17 protein-coding genes are annotated in these 16,003 nt (G+C 49.3%); 9 read left to right on the top strand and 8 right to left on the bottom strand.

All coding sequences use genetic code 11. The features are described from left to right. Positions 1–157: 157 nt before the first annotated feature. The 3 genes from prc to ABVN36_RS13360 form a co-directional block, all read right to left on the bottom strand. The gene (prc, locus tag ABVN36_RS13370) at positions 158–2,206 is read right to left on the bottom strand and encodes a carboxy terminal-processing peptidase (RefSeq protein ID WP_001091237.1); all 2,049 of its coding nucleotides are present in this window, start codon (positions 2,204–2,206) and stop codon (positions 158–160) included. Positions 2,207–2,225: 19 nt separating this feature from the next. Continuing rightward, a complete protein-coding gene (gene proQ, locus ABVN36_RS13365; protein ID WP_000431401.1) occupies positions 2,226–2,912 on the bottom strand; it encodes an RNA chaperone ProQ in 687 nt (228 codons plus the stop codon). A 97-nt stretch (positions 2,913–3,009) separates the two neighbouring features. Further along, positions 3,010–3,507 (bottom strand): GAF domain-containing protein, encoded by a 498-nt coding sequence (locus ABVN36_RS13360; protein ID WP_001518229.1) that lies wholly within the window; start codon positions 3,505–3,507, stop codon positions 3,010–3,012. 128 nt (positions 3,508–3,635) lie between these two features. On the opposite strand from ABVN36_RS13360, the gene yebS reads away from it, so the two are divergent. The 5 genes from yebS (at position 3,636) to ABVN36_RS13335 (ending at position 9,694) form a co-directional block, all read left to right on the top strand. Further along, positions 3,636–4,919, top strand: a complete 1,284-nt coding sequence (gene yebS / locus ABVN36_RS13355; protein ID WP_001207294.1) for a membrane integrity lipid transport subunit YebS — start codon at positions 3,636–3,638, stop codon at positions 4,917–4,919. Next, the gene (locus ABVN36_RS13350; RefSeq protein WP_001529852.1) at positions 4,888–7,521 is read left to right on the top strand and encodes a PqiB family protein; all 2,634 of its coding nucleotides are present in this window, start codon (positions 4,888–4,890) and stop codon (positions 7,519–7,521) included. The genes yebS and ABVN36_RS13350 overlap by 32 nt, the downstream gene beginning before the upstream one ends. A gap of 77 nt (positions 7,522–7,598) precedes the next feature. After that, positions 7,599–9,038 carry a 16S rRNA (cytosine(1407)-C(5))-methyltransferase RsmF gene (rsmF, locus tag ABVN36_RS13345; protein WP_033903650.1) on the top strand — a complete coding sequence of 480 codons (1,440 nt, stop codon included), beginning with the start codon at positions 7,599–7,601 and terminating at the stop codon, positions 9,036–9,038. A gap of 117 nt (positions 9,039–9,155) precedes the next feature. Then, positions 9,156–9,392 carry a YebV family protein gene (locus ABVN36_RS13340; RefSeq protein WP_024131167.1) on the top strand — a complete coding sequence of 79 codons (237 nt, stop codon included), beginning with the start codon at positions 9,156–9,158 and terminating at the stop codon, positions 9,390–9,392. A 110-nt stretch (positions 9,393–9,502) separates the two neighbouring features. Further along, the gene (locus ABVN36_RS13335; protein WP_000457838.1) at positions 9,503–9,694 is read left to right on the top strand and encodes a YebW family protein; all 192 of its coding nucleotides are present in this window, start codon (positions 9,503–9,505) and stop codon (positions 9,692–9,694) included. An 18-nt stretch (positions 9,695–9,712) separates the two neighbouring features. Here the strand turns inward: ABVN36_RS13335 and pphA are convergent, their stop codons facing one another. From pphA to sopE2, 4 genes are all read right to left on the bottom strand, one after another. Beyond that, a complete protein-coding gene (pphA, locus tag ABVN36_RS13330) occupies positions 9,713–10,363 on the bottom strand; it encodes a protein-serine/threonine phosphatase (RefSeq protein ID WP_000986168.1) in 651 nt (216 codons plus the stop codon). Between the two features lie 17 nt (positions 10,364–10,380). Beyond that, complete coding sequence (locus tag ABVN36_RS13325) at positions 10,381–10,596, bottom strand: hypothetical protein (protein ID WP_024132346.1); 216 nt, start codon at positions 10,594–10,596, stop codon at positions 10,381–10,383. Then, the gene (locus tag ABVN36_RS13320; RefSeq protein ID WP_001134851.1) at positions 10,587–10,751 is read right to left on the bottom strand and encodes a hypothetical protein; all 165 of its coding nucleotides are present in this window, start codon (positions 10,749–10,751) and stop codon (positions 10,587–10,589) included. The genes ABVN36_RS13325 and ABVN36_RS13320 overlap by 10 nt, the downstream gene beginning before the upstream one ends. 284 nt (positions 10,752–11,035) lie before the next feature. After that, the gene (gene sopE2, locus ABVN36_RS13315; protein WP_000182076.1) at positions 11,036–11,758 is read right to left on the bottom strand and encodes an SPI-1 type III secretion system guanine nucleotide exchange factor SopE2; all 723 of its coding nucleotides are present in this window, start codon (positions 11,756–11,758) and stop codon (positions 11,036–11,038) included. Between the two features lie 683 nt (positions 11,759–12,441). Here sopE2 and ABVN36_RS13310 point away from each other — a divergent pair. From ABVN36_RS13310 to ABVN36_RS13300, 3 genes are all read left to right on the top strand, one after another. Continuing rightward, positions 12,442–12,837, top strand: a complete 396-nt coding sequence (locus ABVN36_RS13310; RefSeq protein ID WP_000422887.1) for a DUF1398 domain-containing protein — start codon at positions 12,442–12,444, stop codon at positions 12,835–12,837. A gap of 328 nt (positions 12,838–13,165) precedes the next feature. Next, the gene (locus ABVN36_RS13305; protein ID WP_023138823.1) at positions 13,166–13,642 is read left to right on the top strand and encodes a hypothetical protein; all 477 of its coding nucleotides are present in this window, start codon (positions 13,166–13,168) and stop codon (positions 13,640–13,642) included. A gap of 151 nt (positions 13,643–13,793) precedes the next feature. Next, entirely contained in the window at positions 13,794–13,946 is a 153-nt protein-coding gene (locus tag ABVN36_RS13300) for a hypothetical protein (protein WP_157794946.1), read from the top strand. A gap of 111 nt (positions 13,947–14,057) precedes the next feature. Here ABVN36_RS13300 and ABVN36_RS13295 read toward each other — a convergent pair whose 3' ends face one another. Next, positions 14,058–14,516, bottom strand: coding sequence for a hypothetical protein (locus tag ABVN36_RS13295; protein WP_001195655.1), 459 nt, complete (start codon positions 14,514–14,516; stop codon positions 14,058–14,060). A 325-nt stretch (positions 14,517–14,841) separates the two neighbouring features. Here ABVN36_RS13295 and ABVN36_RS13290 point away from each other — a divergent pair. Beyond that, a protein-coding gene (locus ABVN36_RS13290) for an IS3 family transposase (RefSeq protein ID WP_112324583.1) occupies positions 14,842–15,989 on the top strand; the annotation gives its coding sequence in 2 pieces (ribosomal slippage) (positions 14,842–15,079 and positions 15,079–15,989; 1,149 coding nt in all). Positions 15,990–16,003 lie beyond the last annotated feature (14 nt).

Genomic DNA, 16,003 nt, shown 5'->3' with positions numbered 1-16,003 from the left:
TGCGATTACCCACATCGTATGGGTCTTATGGCTATTTTCAAGCATCACCAGGCGGTAAGTCACGAGAAAAACACAACTTTACATTTTGTAGCATTATCCTGACGACTTCTGCGCTTGTTAAAAAAAAACAGGCACAATTTTTTGTGCCTGTTTAGCGTTACTTATTGGCTGCCGCCTGCTCCGCTGGTTTTTCTTTTTCAAGATGCGCCAGGTCCAGAGCAATCTTCACCGTTTCATCAAGGTACGGGTCCGGCTCCTGGTAATCCTTTGGCAGATCGTCCAGTTTCTTCAGCAACGGTTTACCCTCACGTTTAAACCGATCGTTAATACGCGCCAGACGCAGAGCGTCTTCTTCATTGTTCTCTTTCTCACGCTGCGCATAATTCAGAGAGACGATGTTGCGCTTATCCTTCATGGCATTGAAACGTGCGATATCCTTCATGATGTACTGAAACTCAGGATCTTTGGCGATACGCGCGTTGTGTTCTTTCAATAATTCCGGGCCAAACGGGGCCAAATCGTCCGATTTCACGTATTTCGCCGCATCAATGCTATCCCACGGCAAGGCGTTATCTTCAAATTTTTCTCCGGTTTCCGTCTCTTCATTGCCAGTCGGCATGATGATATCCGGCGTGACCCCTTTACGCTGCGTACTGCCGCCGTTGACACGGTAAAACTTCTGAATGGTGTACTGCACCGAACCCAGCGCAGGCCATTCCGGGCGAAGCATCTGATCGTAAATTCGGTTTAGCGAACGATATTGTTGTACCGTCCCTTTACCGAAGGTCGGCTCACCGACAATCAGCGCGCGCCCATAATCCTGCATCGCGGCAGCAAAGATTTCCGATGCCGAGGCACTGAAACGATCGACCAGCACCACCAGCGGGCCTTTGTAGTAGACCACGCCGTCGGTGTCGCTATCCTCACGCACTTTGCCGTTATTGTCGCGCACCTGAACTATCGGACCAGAAGGGATAAACAGACCGGAAAGCGAAACGGCTTCCGTCAGCGCCCCACCGCCGTTTGAACGCAGATCGATAACGATGCTGTTAACGTTCTGTTTTTCCAGCTTCTGAAGCTGAACTTTGACATCATCGGTCAAGCCGACATAGAAGCCTGGAATATCCAGTACGCCAACTTTTTCCTTGCCGACGGTTTTCACCGACATTTTAACCGCGCGATCTTCAAGACGAATCCGTTCACGCGTCAGCGTGATAATACGCGTTTTCGTCCCTTTGCCAGCCGGCAGTATTTCCAGTCGAACCTTGCTGCCTTTTGGCCCTTTAATCAGCGCCACCACATCGTCAAGACGCCAGCCAATGACGTCGACCATCGGCTTTCCGGCTTGCCCTACGCCGACGATACGATCGCCGACGCTAATCGACTTGCTCTTCGCTGCCGGGCCGCCGGCAACCAATGAGTTAATGACAGTATAATCGTCATCCATTTGCAGCACCGCGCCGATACCTTCCAGAGACAGGCTCATTTCGGTATTAAACTGCTCGGTATTGCGGGGAGAAAGATAATTCGTATGTGGGTCGATTTCACGCGCAAAAGCGGTCATCGCCAGCGAGAACACATCTTCACTGTTGGTCTGCGCCAGGCGACGAATAGCGAATTTGTAGCGACGCGTCAGCGTTTCGCGAATTTCTTTGTCGCTCTTGCCGGTGAGTTTCAGACTGAGCTCATCGAATTTCACTTTACCATCCCACAGCGCATTTAGCTCAGCCTCATCTTTCGGCCAGGGCGCTTTACTGCGGTCCAGGTTAAACGTATCGTTTCCGGTGAAATCCATTGGCCGTTCCAGCACTTTTAGCGCGTACTGGTAACGTTCAAACCGGCGCTTTTGTGCCAGGTTATAAAGATCGTAAAAAACATCCAGCTTACCCGTGCGCAGCTCATCGCCCAACACGGTTTTCTTTTTCGCAAACTGCTCGACATCGCTCGCCAACAAAACGTTGTGGCTATAGTCGAGAAGATTCAGATAGCGATCAAAAATCTTTGCCGAAAATGCCTCATCCAGATCGAACTGGCGATAGTGGGAGCGGGTAAAACGCGACGTTACGCGCTCGCTCACCGTCGCATGTTGCGTCTCTTCCTTTAGTACGGGAATTTGATCGGCACGCGTAATATCTTCCACGGCGAAGGACTGGCCTGCTAATGCAAGCAGGCCAGCTAACGCGGTAAGCCTAAAAAAAGTGTTCATGCCAGGCCTGGCCTCCGTTTCAGAACACCAGGTGTTCTGCGCGTACAATCAAAGACATACCCGAATTCAGCTGTACACGGACACCATCTTTGGTGATTTCTAATACGGTGGCATCCATCGCATTATTACCCGCTTTCACCTTGAGGGACTGCCCTACGGTCAATACTGAAATATCAGAAACCGGCGTGTGCTTCTCTTCGCGAGGCGCACGCGGCGCTTTCGTCGTCGGTTTATCAGCGCGAGGTTTACGTTCAGCGCCTTCTTTACGACGCGCTACCGGGCGAGGTTTACGCTCGCGTCGCGGCGCGTCTTCTTTTTCGCCAGCCGCCGCGGCAGCTTCGCGTTTTTTCGCTTGCTGCTCTGCGCGCTGCGCCTGAACACGGGCTTTGGCTTCTTCAAGCTGCTTACGCGCATGTTCGACATGCTGTTCTTCCAGCTCGCCGCACGGATTGCCATCAAGGTCGACGCGCGTTGCGCCCGGCTTAACGCCGTACAGGTAACGCCAGCTTGAAGTATAAAGACGTAAAGCGGAACGAAGTTGCGTTTTGCTGAGGTTCATTTCGCCCCCAACTCGCTCTACCAGATCCTGAAAAATACCAATTTTCAGCGGGCGAGCTTCGCCTTCCGCACTAAAACAGTGAGGAAAACGCTCGGCCAGAAACGCGATAACTTCTTTACTGCTATTCAACTTAGGTTGATTTTCCATGAAATTTCCTGATTACAACGGACGTAGCCAACAAGCAGCAGGCATGAACAGGCGTCATTATAATGACGCCATCAGTAATTGCTACGTTATCCGTTGATTATCCTGCGACGCTCGCAAAGAATTTTTTGTAATCCGTCGTTGCAAGCACGGTTTCAAGCTGTGCGACCAGCGTACGCAGGCCGTGTTCATCTTCTTCGGTAAAACGGCCAAACGCCGTGCTATCTATATCCAGCACGCCGATAATCCGTTCGCCAACCGTGACAGGCAGCACAATTTCGGCGTTGCTGGCGGCATCACAGGCAATATGGCCGTCAAACGCATGAACATCATCAATACGTTGAACCTTATTCTGCGCTACCGCTGCGCCGCACACGCCGCGACCAACCGGAATCCGCACACAGGCGATTCGCCCCTGAAACGGCCCCAACACCAGCGTATCGCCTTCGAGGAGATAAAACCCTGCCCAGTTCACCTCGGTAAGACGTTCGAACAGTAGCGCGCTGGTATTCGCCAGCGTGGCCAGAAAACTGGTTTCACCTGCCATTAACGACTGAAAATCGCGGTTTAACGCCGCGTATAGTTCTGTTTTGCTCATTATATAATCACTTCGTGGTCTTACTCCTAAACACAGGCTATTAAAATAAGCATTAAATGCGTTCTTGCTCAAGATTATTCCTGTCATGAGTTAAGATTACATTATTCTAACACTTTGATTCACGATACATGGCTCTGAACACCTCACACGTCACGCCAACAAAAAAGCTAACGATCAGGTCAATTAGCGAAGCGCTGCCGCGCAGCCACTACCAGCGCTGCCCTGAATGCGACATGCTGTTCAGCTTGCCGGAGATGAGCGCTCATCAAAGCGCTTATTGTCCTCGTTGCCAGGCCAAAATTCGCGATGGGCGCGACTGGTCGCTGACGCGGCTGACCGCGATGGCGGTAACCATGCTGCTATTGATGCCGTTTGCCTGGAGCGAACCGTTACTCCATATCTACCTGTTGGGCGTACGCATTGATGCCAATGTGATGCACGGCATCTGGCAAATGACGCAGCAGGGCGATCCGTTAACCGCCGCAATGGTGCTCTTTTGCGTGGTGGGCGCGCCGCTTATTCTGGTTTTTTCAATTGCTTACCTGTGGTTTGGCAGCCTCCTCGGCATGAATCTGCGTCCAGTCCTGCTGATGCTGGAAAAACTGAAAGAGTGGGTGATGCTGGACATCTATCTGGTCGGTATTGGCGTTGCCTCTATCAAAGTGCAGGACTATGCCTTTCTGCAGCCGGGCATCGGGCTTTTAGCGTTCGTCTCGTTGGTGGTTCTTAGCATTCTGACTATGATTCATCTGAATGTGGAGCAACTATGGGAACGATTTTATCCGCAGCGCCCTGCTCAACGTGCGGACGAAAGATTGCGCGTCTGTCTTGGCTGCCACTTTAGCGGCTATCCGGATGCGAAAGGACGCTGCCCGCGTTGTCATATTCCGCTACGGTTACGCAGAAAACAGAGCATACAGAAGTGTTGGGCGGCCTTGCTGGCGTCTATTGTCTTTTTGCTGCCGGCAAACCTGCTGCCTATCTCGGTAATCTACATTAATGGCGGGCGTCAGGAAGATACTATCCTGTCGGGCATTATGTCGCTTGCCAGCAGCAATATCGCCGTCGCCGCCGTCGTTTTTATCGCCAGTATTTTGGTGCCGTTTACCAAAGTCATCGTGATGTTTACGCTACTGTTGAGTATCCATTTTAAATGCCAACAGGGACTGCGGACGCGAATTCTGTTGCTGCGTCTGGTGACATGGATAGGCCGTTGGTCGATGCTGGATCTTTTCGTTATCTCGTTAACCATGTCTCTGATTAATCGCGATCAGATTCTGGCTTTTACTATGGGACCGGCTGCGTTTTATTTCGGCGCAGCGGTAATTTTGACTATTCTTGCAGTGGAATGGCTGGATAGCCGCTTACTTTGGGATGCACATGAGTCAGGAAACGCCCGCTTCGAAGACTGAAGCGCAAATTAAAACCAAACGCCGTATTTCACCTTTCTGGCTGCTACCGCTTATCGCGCTAATGATCGCGGGGTGGCTGGTATGGGATAGCTACCAGGATCGCGGCAATAGCGTGACTATCGATTTTATGTCGGCGGATGGTATCGTACCAGGCCGGACTCCCGTTCGTTATCAGGGAGTAGAAGTCGGCACCGTGGAAGATGTCAGCCTGAGCAAAGATCTGCGCAAAATTGAAGTTCGCGTCAGTATCAAATCAGATATGGAAGATGCGTTGCGCGAAGAGACGCAATTCTGGCTGGTGACGCCCAAAGCCTCGCTGGCGGGCGTTTCCGGCCTGGATGCGTTGGTCGGCGGGAATTACATCGGTATGATGCCAGGTAAAGGCAAGCCCAGAGATCATTTCGTCGCCCTGGATACACAGCCTAAATACCGGCTTAGCAACGGCGATCTGATGATTCATCTCAATGCGCCGGATCTCGGTTCGCTTAATAGCGGTTCACTGGTCTATTTCCGTAAAATCCCTGTCGGACGGGTGTATGACTATTCGATTAACCCTAACAAACAGGGCGTGACGATTGACGTTCTGATTGAGCGACGGTTTACCGATCTGGTGAAAAAAGGCAGCCGTTTCTGGAATGTCTCCGGCATTGACGCCGATCTAAGCCTGAGCGGCGCGAAGGTGAAACTGGAGAGCCTCGCGGCCCTGGTCAATGGTGCGATTGCGTTTGATTCGCCGGACAATTCCAAACCCGCCGCCCAGGATGACACGTTCGGCTTATATAAAGATTTAGCCCACAGCCAACGAGGGGTAATCGTTAAACTTGAGCTGCCCAGCGGAGACGGTCTGAAGGCGGAATCTACGCCGCTCATGTACCAGGGACTGGAGGTGGGTGAGCTTTCTAAACTGACGCTCAACCCTGGCGGTAAAGTCACCGGAGAGATGACCGTCGATCCCAGCGTTGTTCCGCTGATGCGGGAAAATACGCGTATTGAGTTACGCAATCCCAAACTGTCGCTAAGTGACGCGAATATCAGTTCGTTGTTAACCGGAAAAACCTTCGAGCTGGTGCCGGGCGACGGCGAACCGCGCAGTGAATTTGTGGTGGTGCCGGGTGAAAAAGCCCTGCTGCATGAGGCGAATGCCTTAACCCTGACGCTGACGGCCCCGGAAAGTTACGGCATCGAACCGGGCCAGCCGTTAATTTTACATGGTGTAAAAATTGGCCAGGTCATTGAGCGCAACTTATCCAGTAAAGGCGTGTCATTCACCGTCGCGATTGAACCGCAGCACCGGGATTTGGTACAGGGCGACAGTAAATTCGTGGTCAACAGCCGGGTGGATGTCAAAGTCGGCCTTGACGGCGTAGAGTTCCTTGGCGCCAGCGCCAGCGAGTGGATTGACGGCGGAATTCGTATTTTACCCGGTACGAGCGGGAAGATGAAATCCACCTACCCGCTCTATGCTAACCTGGAAAAAGCGCTGGAAAATAGCCTCAGTGACTTACCGACTACCACCTTAACGCTGACGGCCGAAACGTTGCCGGATGTCCAGGCAGGTTCCGTCGTACTGTATCGAAAATTTGAAGTAGGCGAAGTCATCACCGTTCGCCCACGCGCCAATACCTTTGACATCGACCTGCATATTAAGCCGGAGTATCGCCACCTGTTAACCAGCAATAGTGTGTTCTGGGCGGAAGGCGGCGCGAAGGTGCAACTTAACGGCAGCGGCCTAACGGTACAGGCCTCGCCACTCTCCCGCGCGCTGAAAGGGGCCATTAGTTTTGATAACCTGAGCGGCGCCAGCGCCAGTCGGCGCAAAGGCGATAAACGCATTCTTTATGCTTCAGAAACCTCCGCTCGCGCGGTAGGCGGACAAATTACGCTGCACGCGTTCGACGCCGGAAAATTGGCGGAAGGGATGCCAATTCGTTACCTCGGTATTGATATCGGCCAGATCCAGACGCTGGAATTGATCACCGCACGTAATGAAGTGCAGGCAAAAGCCGTACTTTATCCGGAGTACGTACAGACATTTGCCCGCGCCGGGACACGTTTTTCCGTTATTACGCCACAAATTTCCGCGGCGGGCGTCGAGCATCTGGATACGATTCTCCAGCCCTATATTAACGTTGAGCCAGGACGCGGCGCGGCGCGGCGCGACTTTGAACTGCAGGAAGCCACGATTACCGACTCACGCTATCTGGATGGGTTAAGCATCGTCGTGGAGGCGCCAGAAGCTGGCTCGCTTAATATTGGCACCCCCGTCCTGTTCCGCGGTATCGAAGTGGGAACGGTCACCGGAATGTCCCTGGGGTCGCTCTCCGATCGCGTGATGATCACCTTGCGTATCAGTAAGCGTTACCAATATCTGGTGCGTAATAACTCCGTATTCTGGCTTGCCTCCGGCTATAGTCTCGACTTTGGTCTGACAGGCGGCGTGGTGAAAACGGGGACATTTAATCAATTCATCCGTGGCGGTATCGCCTTCGCTACTCCACCTGGTACGCCGCTGGCGCCAAAAGCGCAAGCCGGTAAGCATTTCCTGTTACAAGAGAGCGAACCGAAAGAGTGGCGTGAATGGGGCACCGCTCTGCCACGTTAAACACCAGGCTCCGGCGTACTCGCGCCGGAGCGTTTTATGCTACACTGCGCGCCTGTTTTTTTGCCGGCGATACACCTGTGGCTCAACACGCTGTCTATTTTCCTGACGCTTTTCTGACGCAAATGCGTGAAGCAATGCCTTCCACGCTCTCTTTTGATGAATTTATTTCGGCCTGCCAACGCCCGTTGCGCCGCAGTATACGCATCAATACGCTTAAAATCTCCGTGGCTGATTTCCTTGCCCTAATCGCGCCCTACGGCTGGTCGCTCACGCCAATTCCGTGGTGTCATGAAGGATTCTGGATCGAGCGCGATGATGAAGAGGCATTGCCGCTTGGCAGTACCGCTGAGCATTTAAGCGGCCTGTTTTACATTCAGGAGGCCAGTTCGATGCTGCCGGTCGCGGCCCTGTTCGCCGATGATAATCATCCGCAGCGGGTCATGGATATGGCAGCGGCGCCTGGCTCCAAAACCACGCAGATCGCTGCCCGCATGGGGAACCACGGCGCCATTCTGGCCAACGAATTTTCGGCCAGCCGCGTCAAAGTTCTGCACGCTAATATCAGCCGATGTGGAATCGCCAATACCGCACTGACGCATTTCGATGGCCGCGTATTTGGCGCTGCGTTACCGGAGATGTTTGACGCTATCCTGCTGGATGCGCCCTGCTCTGGCGAAGGCGTAGTACGTAAAGATCCTGATGCGCTAAAAAACTGGTCGCCAGAAAGCAATCTGGATATCGCGGCGACACAGCGGGAACTGCTCGACAGCGCTTTTCATGCTTTACGACCCGGCGGCACGCTGGTCTACTCCACCTGCACGTTAAATCGCCAGGAAAACGAAGCGGTCTGCCTCTGGCTGAAAGAGACCTACGCCGACGCCGTTGAATTTTTGCCGCTGGGTGATCTGTTTCCTGACGCTGACCGCGCCCTCACCCCGGAAGGCTTCCTGCACGTCTTCCCACAAATTTACGACTGCGAAGGATTCTTCGTCGCACGTCTGCGTAAAATGTCATCCCTTCCAGCCATGCCCGCGCCGGGGTATAAAGTGGGGACGTTTCCTTTTACCCCCCTCAAAGGCCGCGAAGCATTACACGTTACCCAGGCGGCCAACGCCGTCGGACTGCTATGGGATGAAAATCTCCATCTTTGGCAGCGTGAAAAAGAGGTCTGGCTGTTCCCGGCAGAAATTGAATCACTGATCGGAAAAGTCCGTTTTTCCCGGCTCGGCATTAAGCTGGCCGAAAGTCATAATAAAGGCTATCGCTGGCAACATGAGGCGACGATAGCCCTTGCCAGCCCGACTCATGCTCACGCGTTCGAACTTTCTGTGCAAGAGGCGGAGGAGTGGTATCGCGGTCGGGATATTTATCCGCAAACCCCCCCTGCCGCTGATGATGTCCTGGTGACGTTCCAGCATCAGCCACTTGGTCTGGCAAAACGTATCGGCGCCAGAATAAAGAACAGTTACCCGCGTGAACTGGTACGTGATGGCAAACTCTTTACTGGTAATAGTTAAAAGGCGCACAAAAAAACCGCACTTTTTGACTGGCGCTTTTGCGTACGTTGACTACGCTGAAAAATGGACGGCTAAACTGGTCGTACCACAATTAGCGTATTAACGGAGAGCACGATGATGAAAACCAGTGTGCGCATTGGCGCTTTTGAAATCGACGATGCCGAATTACATGGCGAATCGCCGGGGGAGCGAACGTTAACAATCCCCTGTAAATCCGATCCGGATTTATGTATGCAACTGGACGCCTGGGATGCCGAAACCAGCGTTCCCGCCATTCTCAACGGGGAACATTCCGTTTTGTTCCGTAATCATTACGATCCTAAATCTGATGCCTGGGTCATGCGTCTTGCCTGACTCAAAAAGAACCCGTCGCCAGGCGGGTTATTTATTCTTCCTTTTCTCATTTCCCCCCTGCGCTAACCTCTCCTACACTATCGTGTAAAGTAGTTAACATTGAGGATGTAATGTTCGCGCTGGTACTTTTTGTATGTTACCTGGATGGAGGATGCGAGGATATTGTCGTGGACATCTACGATACCGAGCAGCAATGTCTTTATTCGATGGACGATCAACGGATTCGCCATGGCGGCTGTTTTCCGGTAGAGGATTTTATCGACGGCTTCTGGCGACCTGCGCAGCAATATAGCGATTTTTAACCCTGGTCGCTGATACCGCTATTGTATCCGCGCTAACGTCAATTGCCCGCCAAATACCGCGCCCGTATCAATATAGTGTACGTTGGCAAAATCCATGCGCCGACGCAACGGCGTATGGCCAAACCAAAAATGATCGGCACCGCTAATCCCGCCGCGCTTATTTATGAGCCGTTCGCGGCTCCAGAGAACCTGATGTAAATCGACCTTTTTTTGCCATTGATAGGTTGACGCGGGGTAATCAGCATGAGCGATCACATGCGTGCTATGGCGGCAGCGAACTTCCAGTATCCAGGGCAGCCGCTGACAAAGAATAAAAAGCGCTTCAGCTTGCGCAGCGTGTTCAGCCGTCAGGCGGGTAAACCAGTCGCCACCATTCATCAACCACAGCGTCGACTGCGATGAGGCCCGCGCATCCAGCGCCATTTGTTCATGATTGCCGCGAACCGCCGTCATCCAGGACTCACGCAGTAAAGCCAGGCAACCCAGGCTGTCCGGGCCTCTATCAATGAGATCGCCCACAGAAACTAACAAGTCTTGTTGCGGATCAAATCGACACTCACGTAACTTTTTCATTAACATTGAAAAACAGCCGTGGATATCACCGACCACCCAGACATGCCGCCAATTCTTTGCCTCTATTCGCTGATAAATCTCTTCAGGCCGCATCATATTTTTCCTGTCGTTCATTATCCAGGACAGATATAAAAGGATAGCGTGTGCAGATTTTCTTGCTTAGTAAATGTGCTCTGTTGTAAATAGCGAATTTCATCAGTAGCGAGTAAATACTTTGTTATTATCGCAATAAAATATAACTGGCTGCGCCAGGGGAGTGTTATCCCCTGGCGCAGCGAGCTACTCACTATCGCCTGTTCACGTTCAATATTCTCCCTCCTTAAAAGCATGCCAAAAACATAAACCACATATCGACACCACAGGCTTCAGCACACTCTTGAGCTGAGTGAGTTGCAAGGCAAACCAGCGCCAATGCAGGTGTCGTTACCGTGGCGACCATCGCCCCCACAAACAGGAGCAGCATAATTTTTTTTAAAGGCGGCATAACCTCTCCTGACAGTTAACAGACCATTAATCCTTATCGAGACATCATCCGTGCGCGGGTATCATAGACTTAACAACACGCAGCGTTACAAAAAAAGCTGTCTGGTTATGCCGGTATTTAGAGTAATAACAATTATTTTAAGTTTTAAGGGTATCCATTTGATTTTTATATTAAAATAAAGATGACGACGTTTTGTTAAAAGCGTCGCCATAAAAATGAATATATACTTTCAGAAAATCTGCTATTAATTCATATGGTTAATAGCAGTATTGTGTTTGCTATCTTCAGGAGGCATTCTGAAGATGCTTATTCGCAATATTTTCTATAGTTAACTGAAATTGTTGTGGCGTTGGCATCGTCCCCTTATTAAACAGCGGCGTAACCTCTTTCATAACGATTTTCTCAGCATACGCTTTAAAAGACACCTGCTGATTATGATTTATAAACATATGCGGATATTTAATGCTTGCTGCAGCAATGAGGGGGACGACAAAAGGATTCGCCCCTGCCCCACCTGGAGTAAATACGCCGTTTTTTATCTCCCCAGGTAGCCCCGCATTCTGCGCAGCCTCTCCTATCTCTTTCAGAAAGGGGGTAATACTGACCCCTTTACTGATGAGTAATTTACAACAGTGATCTTTATTATTACTGTACACGGCTGATAACATGGCTTCGCATGTCTGACGAGCATAGGCCGGATCTTTACTCGCATTACCTTTGATATCCAGGCTATTGAGCTTTTGCAGCATAAAATCTTTAACAGTTTTACTGGTTAATACTGCCCTACCCTCAGAGGCGCTCCCACGATGAAAATGGCTAGTCGGTATGTCTGTTTGCAGATGCAGGCTCAAGCGATCTGACAGACTCGTCGACAGGCTGATAAAGCTATTTCTAACGGCAGTAATACTTTTTGCAAAAATGTCCTTCTCCGTTGTTTTTTCTTTTACTGGTTCAACGTCACTTCTATGGATTCTGTAGTGCTGGGTGGATAGTGTTATATTAGTCACGGTAGTTCTCCTTTTAGATAACTATGCATAGCTACACTTTATTTATATTTCTTGCTTTCAAAAAATAGCCACCTTCTCCACAACCATTTTTACTCATTGATCTGCATAAATTTTATTTTCCTGATGAATTTTGTTCTTCTGTCACTTAGCCTGTTTTTTTTCGGCACAAGGTGATCGACTTTTATCGAGGAACATTTTTATCGGGACAATCCTGAACAGGCAAAACATCACTTCAATTCAACTGCTGCGTCACACAAAACATTCATGAATATTATTATTTATGCTGATGTTGTTACGATTTTGCCCCCATTCAAACGCTGACTGTCAGTTATCCTGCCAGCGAGTTAGCTGCTTTTTCAAAACCTATAAAGTCGCCACGCCAAACCTCTCCACCACTGTAATCCTTATCTAAATATCAATTAATTAACTGATTTTTATATATTATGACTTTTCATGGCGTTCAGAAAAACTACAAATGAAATGGATTGACTCATCTATTAGTGGTCAAAAAAACGCGCTACGAGAAATAATCAGTAACAATTGCAACACTATTCCAATCATAACGTAAACTATATGATACCAGGCGATTATTATTGCTTTTAGGTAACATCTTTGTATGGCTGCTTTTAAGCAACAATACTCTAACACAACATATAACATTATAACTTACAATAGGTTAACAAATGGAATTACAGCTTATGCTTAACCACTTTTTCGAGCGCGTCAGAAAGGATGCAAATTTCAACGCATTTCTAATCGATCTGGAATATAATAATATCGCTTATTACATCTATTTTGTTGCTACCGGTAATGTGAAAATTATCACTCATGCAGGCCACTTCATTTCTATTAAAAGCAATAGAAAGCTGATTAAAGTCAATTCAACACCGAATACGCAATTAATAAAATTGACTTCAGCCAAACACTTTTCTGGGGAGCATTCCTATGAAAAATACTGTACCGATCTGGCAACAGCAGGCGTTTTTAAATGGATTGTGGAATTAAACCAAAAAACTCGACAATACTGGTCGAAAGACAACCAATTATTATATATAGAAAATGTGGTCATGCCGCTTTAACAAGCCAGGGTAATAATAGCGTCAGTCGTGACATCCGGCGTGTTGCGACTGCGGGTTATCCATTTAGAGACCATAATGAGAGTCTGACTGCGAGAGTTACCCTGTGCAGTCCGACCGACGCAGCAACGTTTGACACGATGCTCGACAATAGCATCTCCTGATGCAGGAGAAATGATATTCAAAGCGATATCGACTAAAAGCTCAAAATATTTGCCTGCTATTTATATTCTATCTAATTAATACCCTCCAGGAAGTGTGGCATAATTGCAGAATCTGTCAGGATTCCGGGAACATACCGGAGCGTAATCGAAAAACCATCTGGAGATGTATGAGCAAGGATGAAATCAGTTATCAAATTCTTTACCGGTACTCTCTGGAAAAGCTGTACAGTACTCTTACCAGAAGAGTAGATAACCTGCTGTCATTCGCCCTCGTTTTTCTCGGGGTCGGCGTCACCATAAACGTCGGGAGTCCCTTTATTCTGGGGCCAGGCATTGTGGGTATCGCCATACTAAAAAGAGTACTCCGCTTCGGCACGCGATCAGCACAGGCCGACCGGCAGTCCCGCGCCTGGCTGAAACTTTTTAATACTCAGCACCGCTTTCCTTCAGATAAAACACTGTTCCTTGCCTTCACATCGCTTGAGCAAGACGCGAGCGAAGTATGGTCCATGCTTATTGGTCCTGCCATCGTCATGACTGAGACCGCCCTCGGAAAAACGCCCATTGAGCCATTGACGGCGTGTGAAAAACTCTGCGCATTTTTGAGTGGCGCGACGAAATCCCAGCCAGCAGCTCGCAATTGACCTGTCTTCTAAACGTCTGTGCCATACCACAGAGATTTAGTATAAAATTAATTACGTTTATGTGGAGTGATCTCCTCCTAATATCGAACTGTACGAGCGCGACATACTGGCGAAGTTAAATCCTGAGCAGACGTGGAATGAGCTGCACCTGTTGATGGGGAATGTGGAGCCGGTGCTGCTGTGCTGGGAAAAGCCTGGGGAGTTCTGCCACCGGCAACTGGTTGCACGATGGTTCCGACGTGAGCTGGGAATTGCGGTTGAAGAGTACGATCCTCGGGCCACGCCGCAGTTTGATTTTTTTTGAGCCAGCCCCGTTTCGGCGGGGCTGGCTTTTGCGGGAATACCCTAACTTCAATTCAGGGTAATTTTTCTCGGTAAGTCACTCAATAGAAAAAAATCGACTGCAAATAAAAAATTATAATTCAATGAGCATTATTATAGATGAGATCAATGCCAACTCAGGTTTACTTACCTTACCTGCAACAAATTGGGCACCTTTAATTCGAAGGTTTTCTAACTCTTCTTTTAATTCTGAATTATTATGTTGCTTCAAATAAATTACACCTCTCATATCTACTTCAATACTTGCTTTCAAAAATTCTTTCCTATGCTTACACTCCGGATCTTTAGAAAGATCTTTTGGTAGGCTTATCAAACATTGTTGATAAGCCACCAATGTATCAATCAATTGAAGTCTTGAATTTTCCTTATATTGTGGCTTCCATTGATGTAATGATCTCCACGCTACACCTATACCAACAATCGTTGCAAAACACGATATACATGCAGCAATAGCGGCAACACCAGCCCACTTTGCTGCTTGCTGAGTCGCCACCAATGTGTCTAAGCTTATAAAATCAGTATCTACTTGCACTAAAAAACTCTCCCAAGTAAAAAGGCTTGAATTTACTTACTTTGTCTCAATATTGCAAGCTAATATAAACCTAAAAATATTTTATCCCTTACAGTCATTAAAATTCTAAATAGTTATTCGAAATAGCCCTATACCTTTTATTTCACTTGTAAATCGGAGGGTTGTTGCCACTCCATTAATAAACATCACAGCGTCTGCTCTGCTTTTTTACCATTGAGTTACTTCATGTGTCAATAAATTGAAAAATTTAACAACATTCAAATGAATCGCCACAGGTTTAACAGACACCTCAGAGTCATTTAAGATGACTTAAAGAGAGGTGCCCATGAGCGGTAAGCGTTATCCCGAAGAGTTTAAAATTGAAGCGGTCAAACAGGTTGTTGATCGTGGTTATTCTGTTTCCAGCGTTGCAACACGTCTTGATATCACCACCCACAGCCTTTACGCCTGGATAAAAAAGTACGGTCCGGATTCTTCCACTAATAAAGAACAGTCAGATGCTCAGGCTGAGATCTTCCGTCTCCAGAAGGAGCTGAAGCGGGTTACCGACGAACGGGACATATTAAAAAAAGCCGCGGCGTACTTCGCAAAGCTGTCCGACTGAGGTACGCCTTTATCCGTGACAACACCCGTTGCTGGCCTGTTCGCCTGCTCTGTCGGGTGCTGGATGTTCATCCCAGTGGCTTTTACGCCTGGCTTCAGCAGCCGCATTCACAGCGAGAGCAGGCGAACCAGATGCTGACCGGGCAGATCAAACAGTTCTGGCTTGAGTCAGGCTGCGTCTATGGTTATCGCAAGATCCACCTCGATCTGCGTGACACCGGGCAGCAGTGTGGGGTGAACCGTGTCTGGCGGCTGATGAAGCGGGCCGGCATAAAGGCTCAGGTCGGATACCGGAGCCCGCGGGCACGCAAAGGTGAAGACAGTATCGTGGCGCCTGACCGACTCCAGCGGCAGTTTAATCCGGATGCTCCCGATGAACGTTGGGTAACGGACATAACCTACATCCGAACCCACGAAGGCTGGCTGTATCTGGCCGTGGTTGTTGATCTGTTCTCCCGGAAAGTTATCGGCTGGTCAATGCAGCCCCGGATGACCAAAGAGATCGTCCTGAATGCGCTTTTGATGGCCTTGTGGCGGCGTAATCCGCAAAAGGCGGTGCTGGTTCACTCTGACCAGGGCAGTCAATATACAAGCTATGAATGGCAGTCGTTTTTGAAATCACACGGCCTGGAAGGCAGTATGAGTCGTCGTGGTAACTGCCACGATAATGCGGTCGCAGAAAGCTTTTTTCAGCTACTAAAACGTGAACGGATAAAGAAAAAGATCTACGGAACGCGGGAAGAAGCCCGCAGCGATATTTTTGATTACATCGAAATGTTTTATAACAGTAAGCGTCGGCATGGTTCGAGCGATAAGATGCCACCGACAGAATATGAAAACCGATATTACCGACGACTCGAAAGTGTCTAGATTATCCGTGGCAA

The sequence above is a fragment of the Salmonella sp. SJTUF15581 genome, assembly GCF_043356775.1.
In the GTDB taxonomy this organism is placed as follows: Bacteria; Pseudomonadota; Gammaproteobacteria; order Enterobacterales; family Enterobacteriaceae; genus Salmonella; species Salmonella enterica.
Note: the sequence above shows the minus strand (reverse complement) of the source record. Positions and strands in the feature narration are given on the sequence as shown.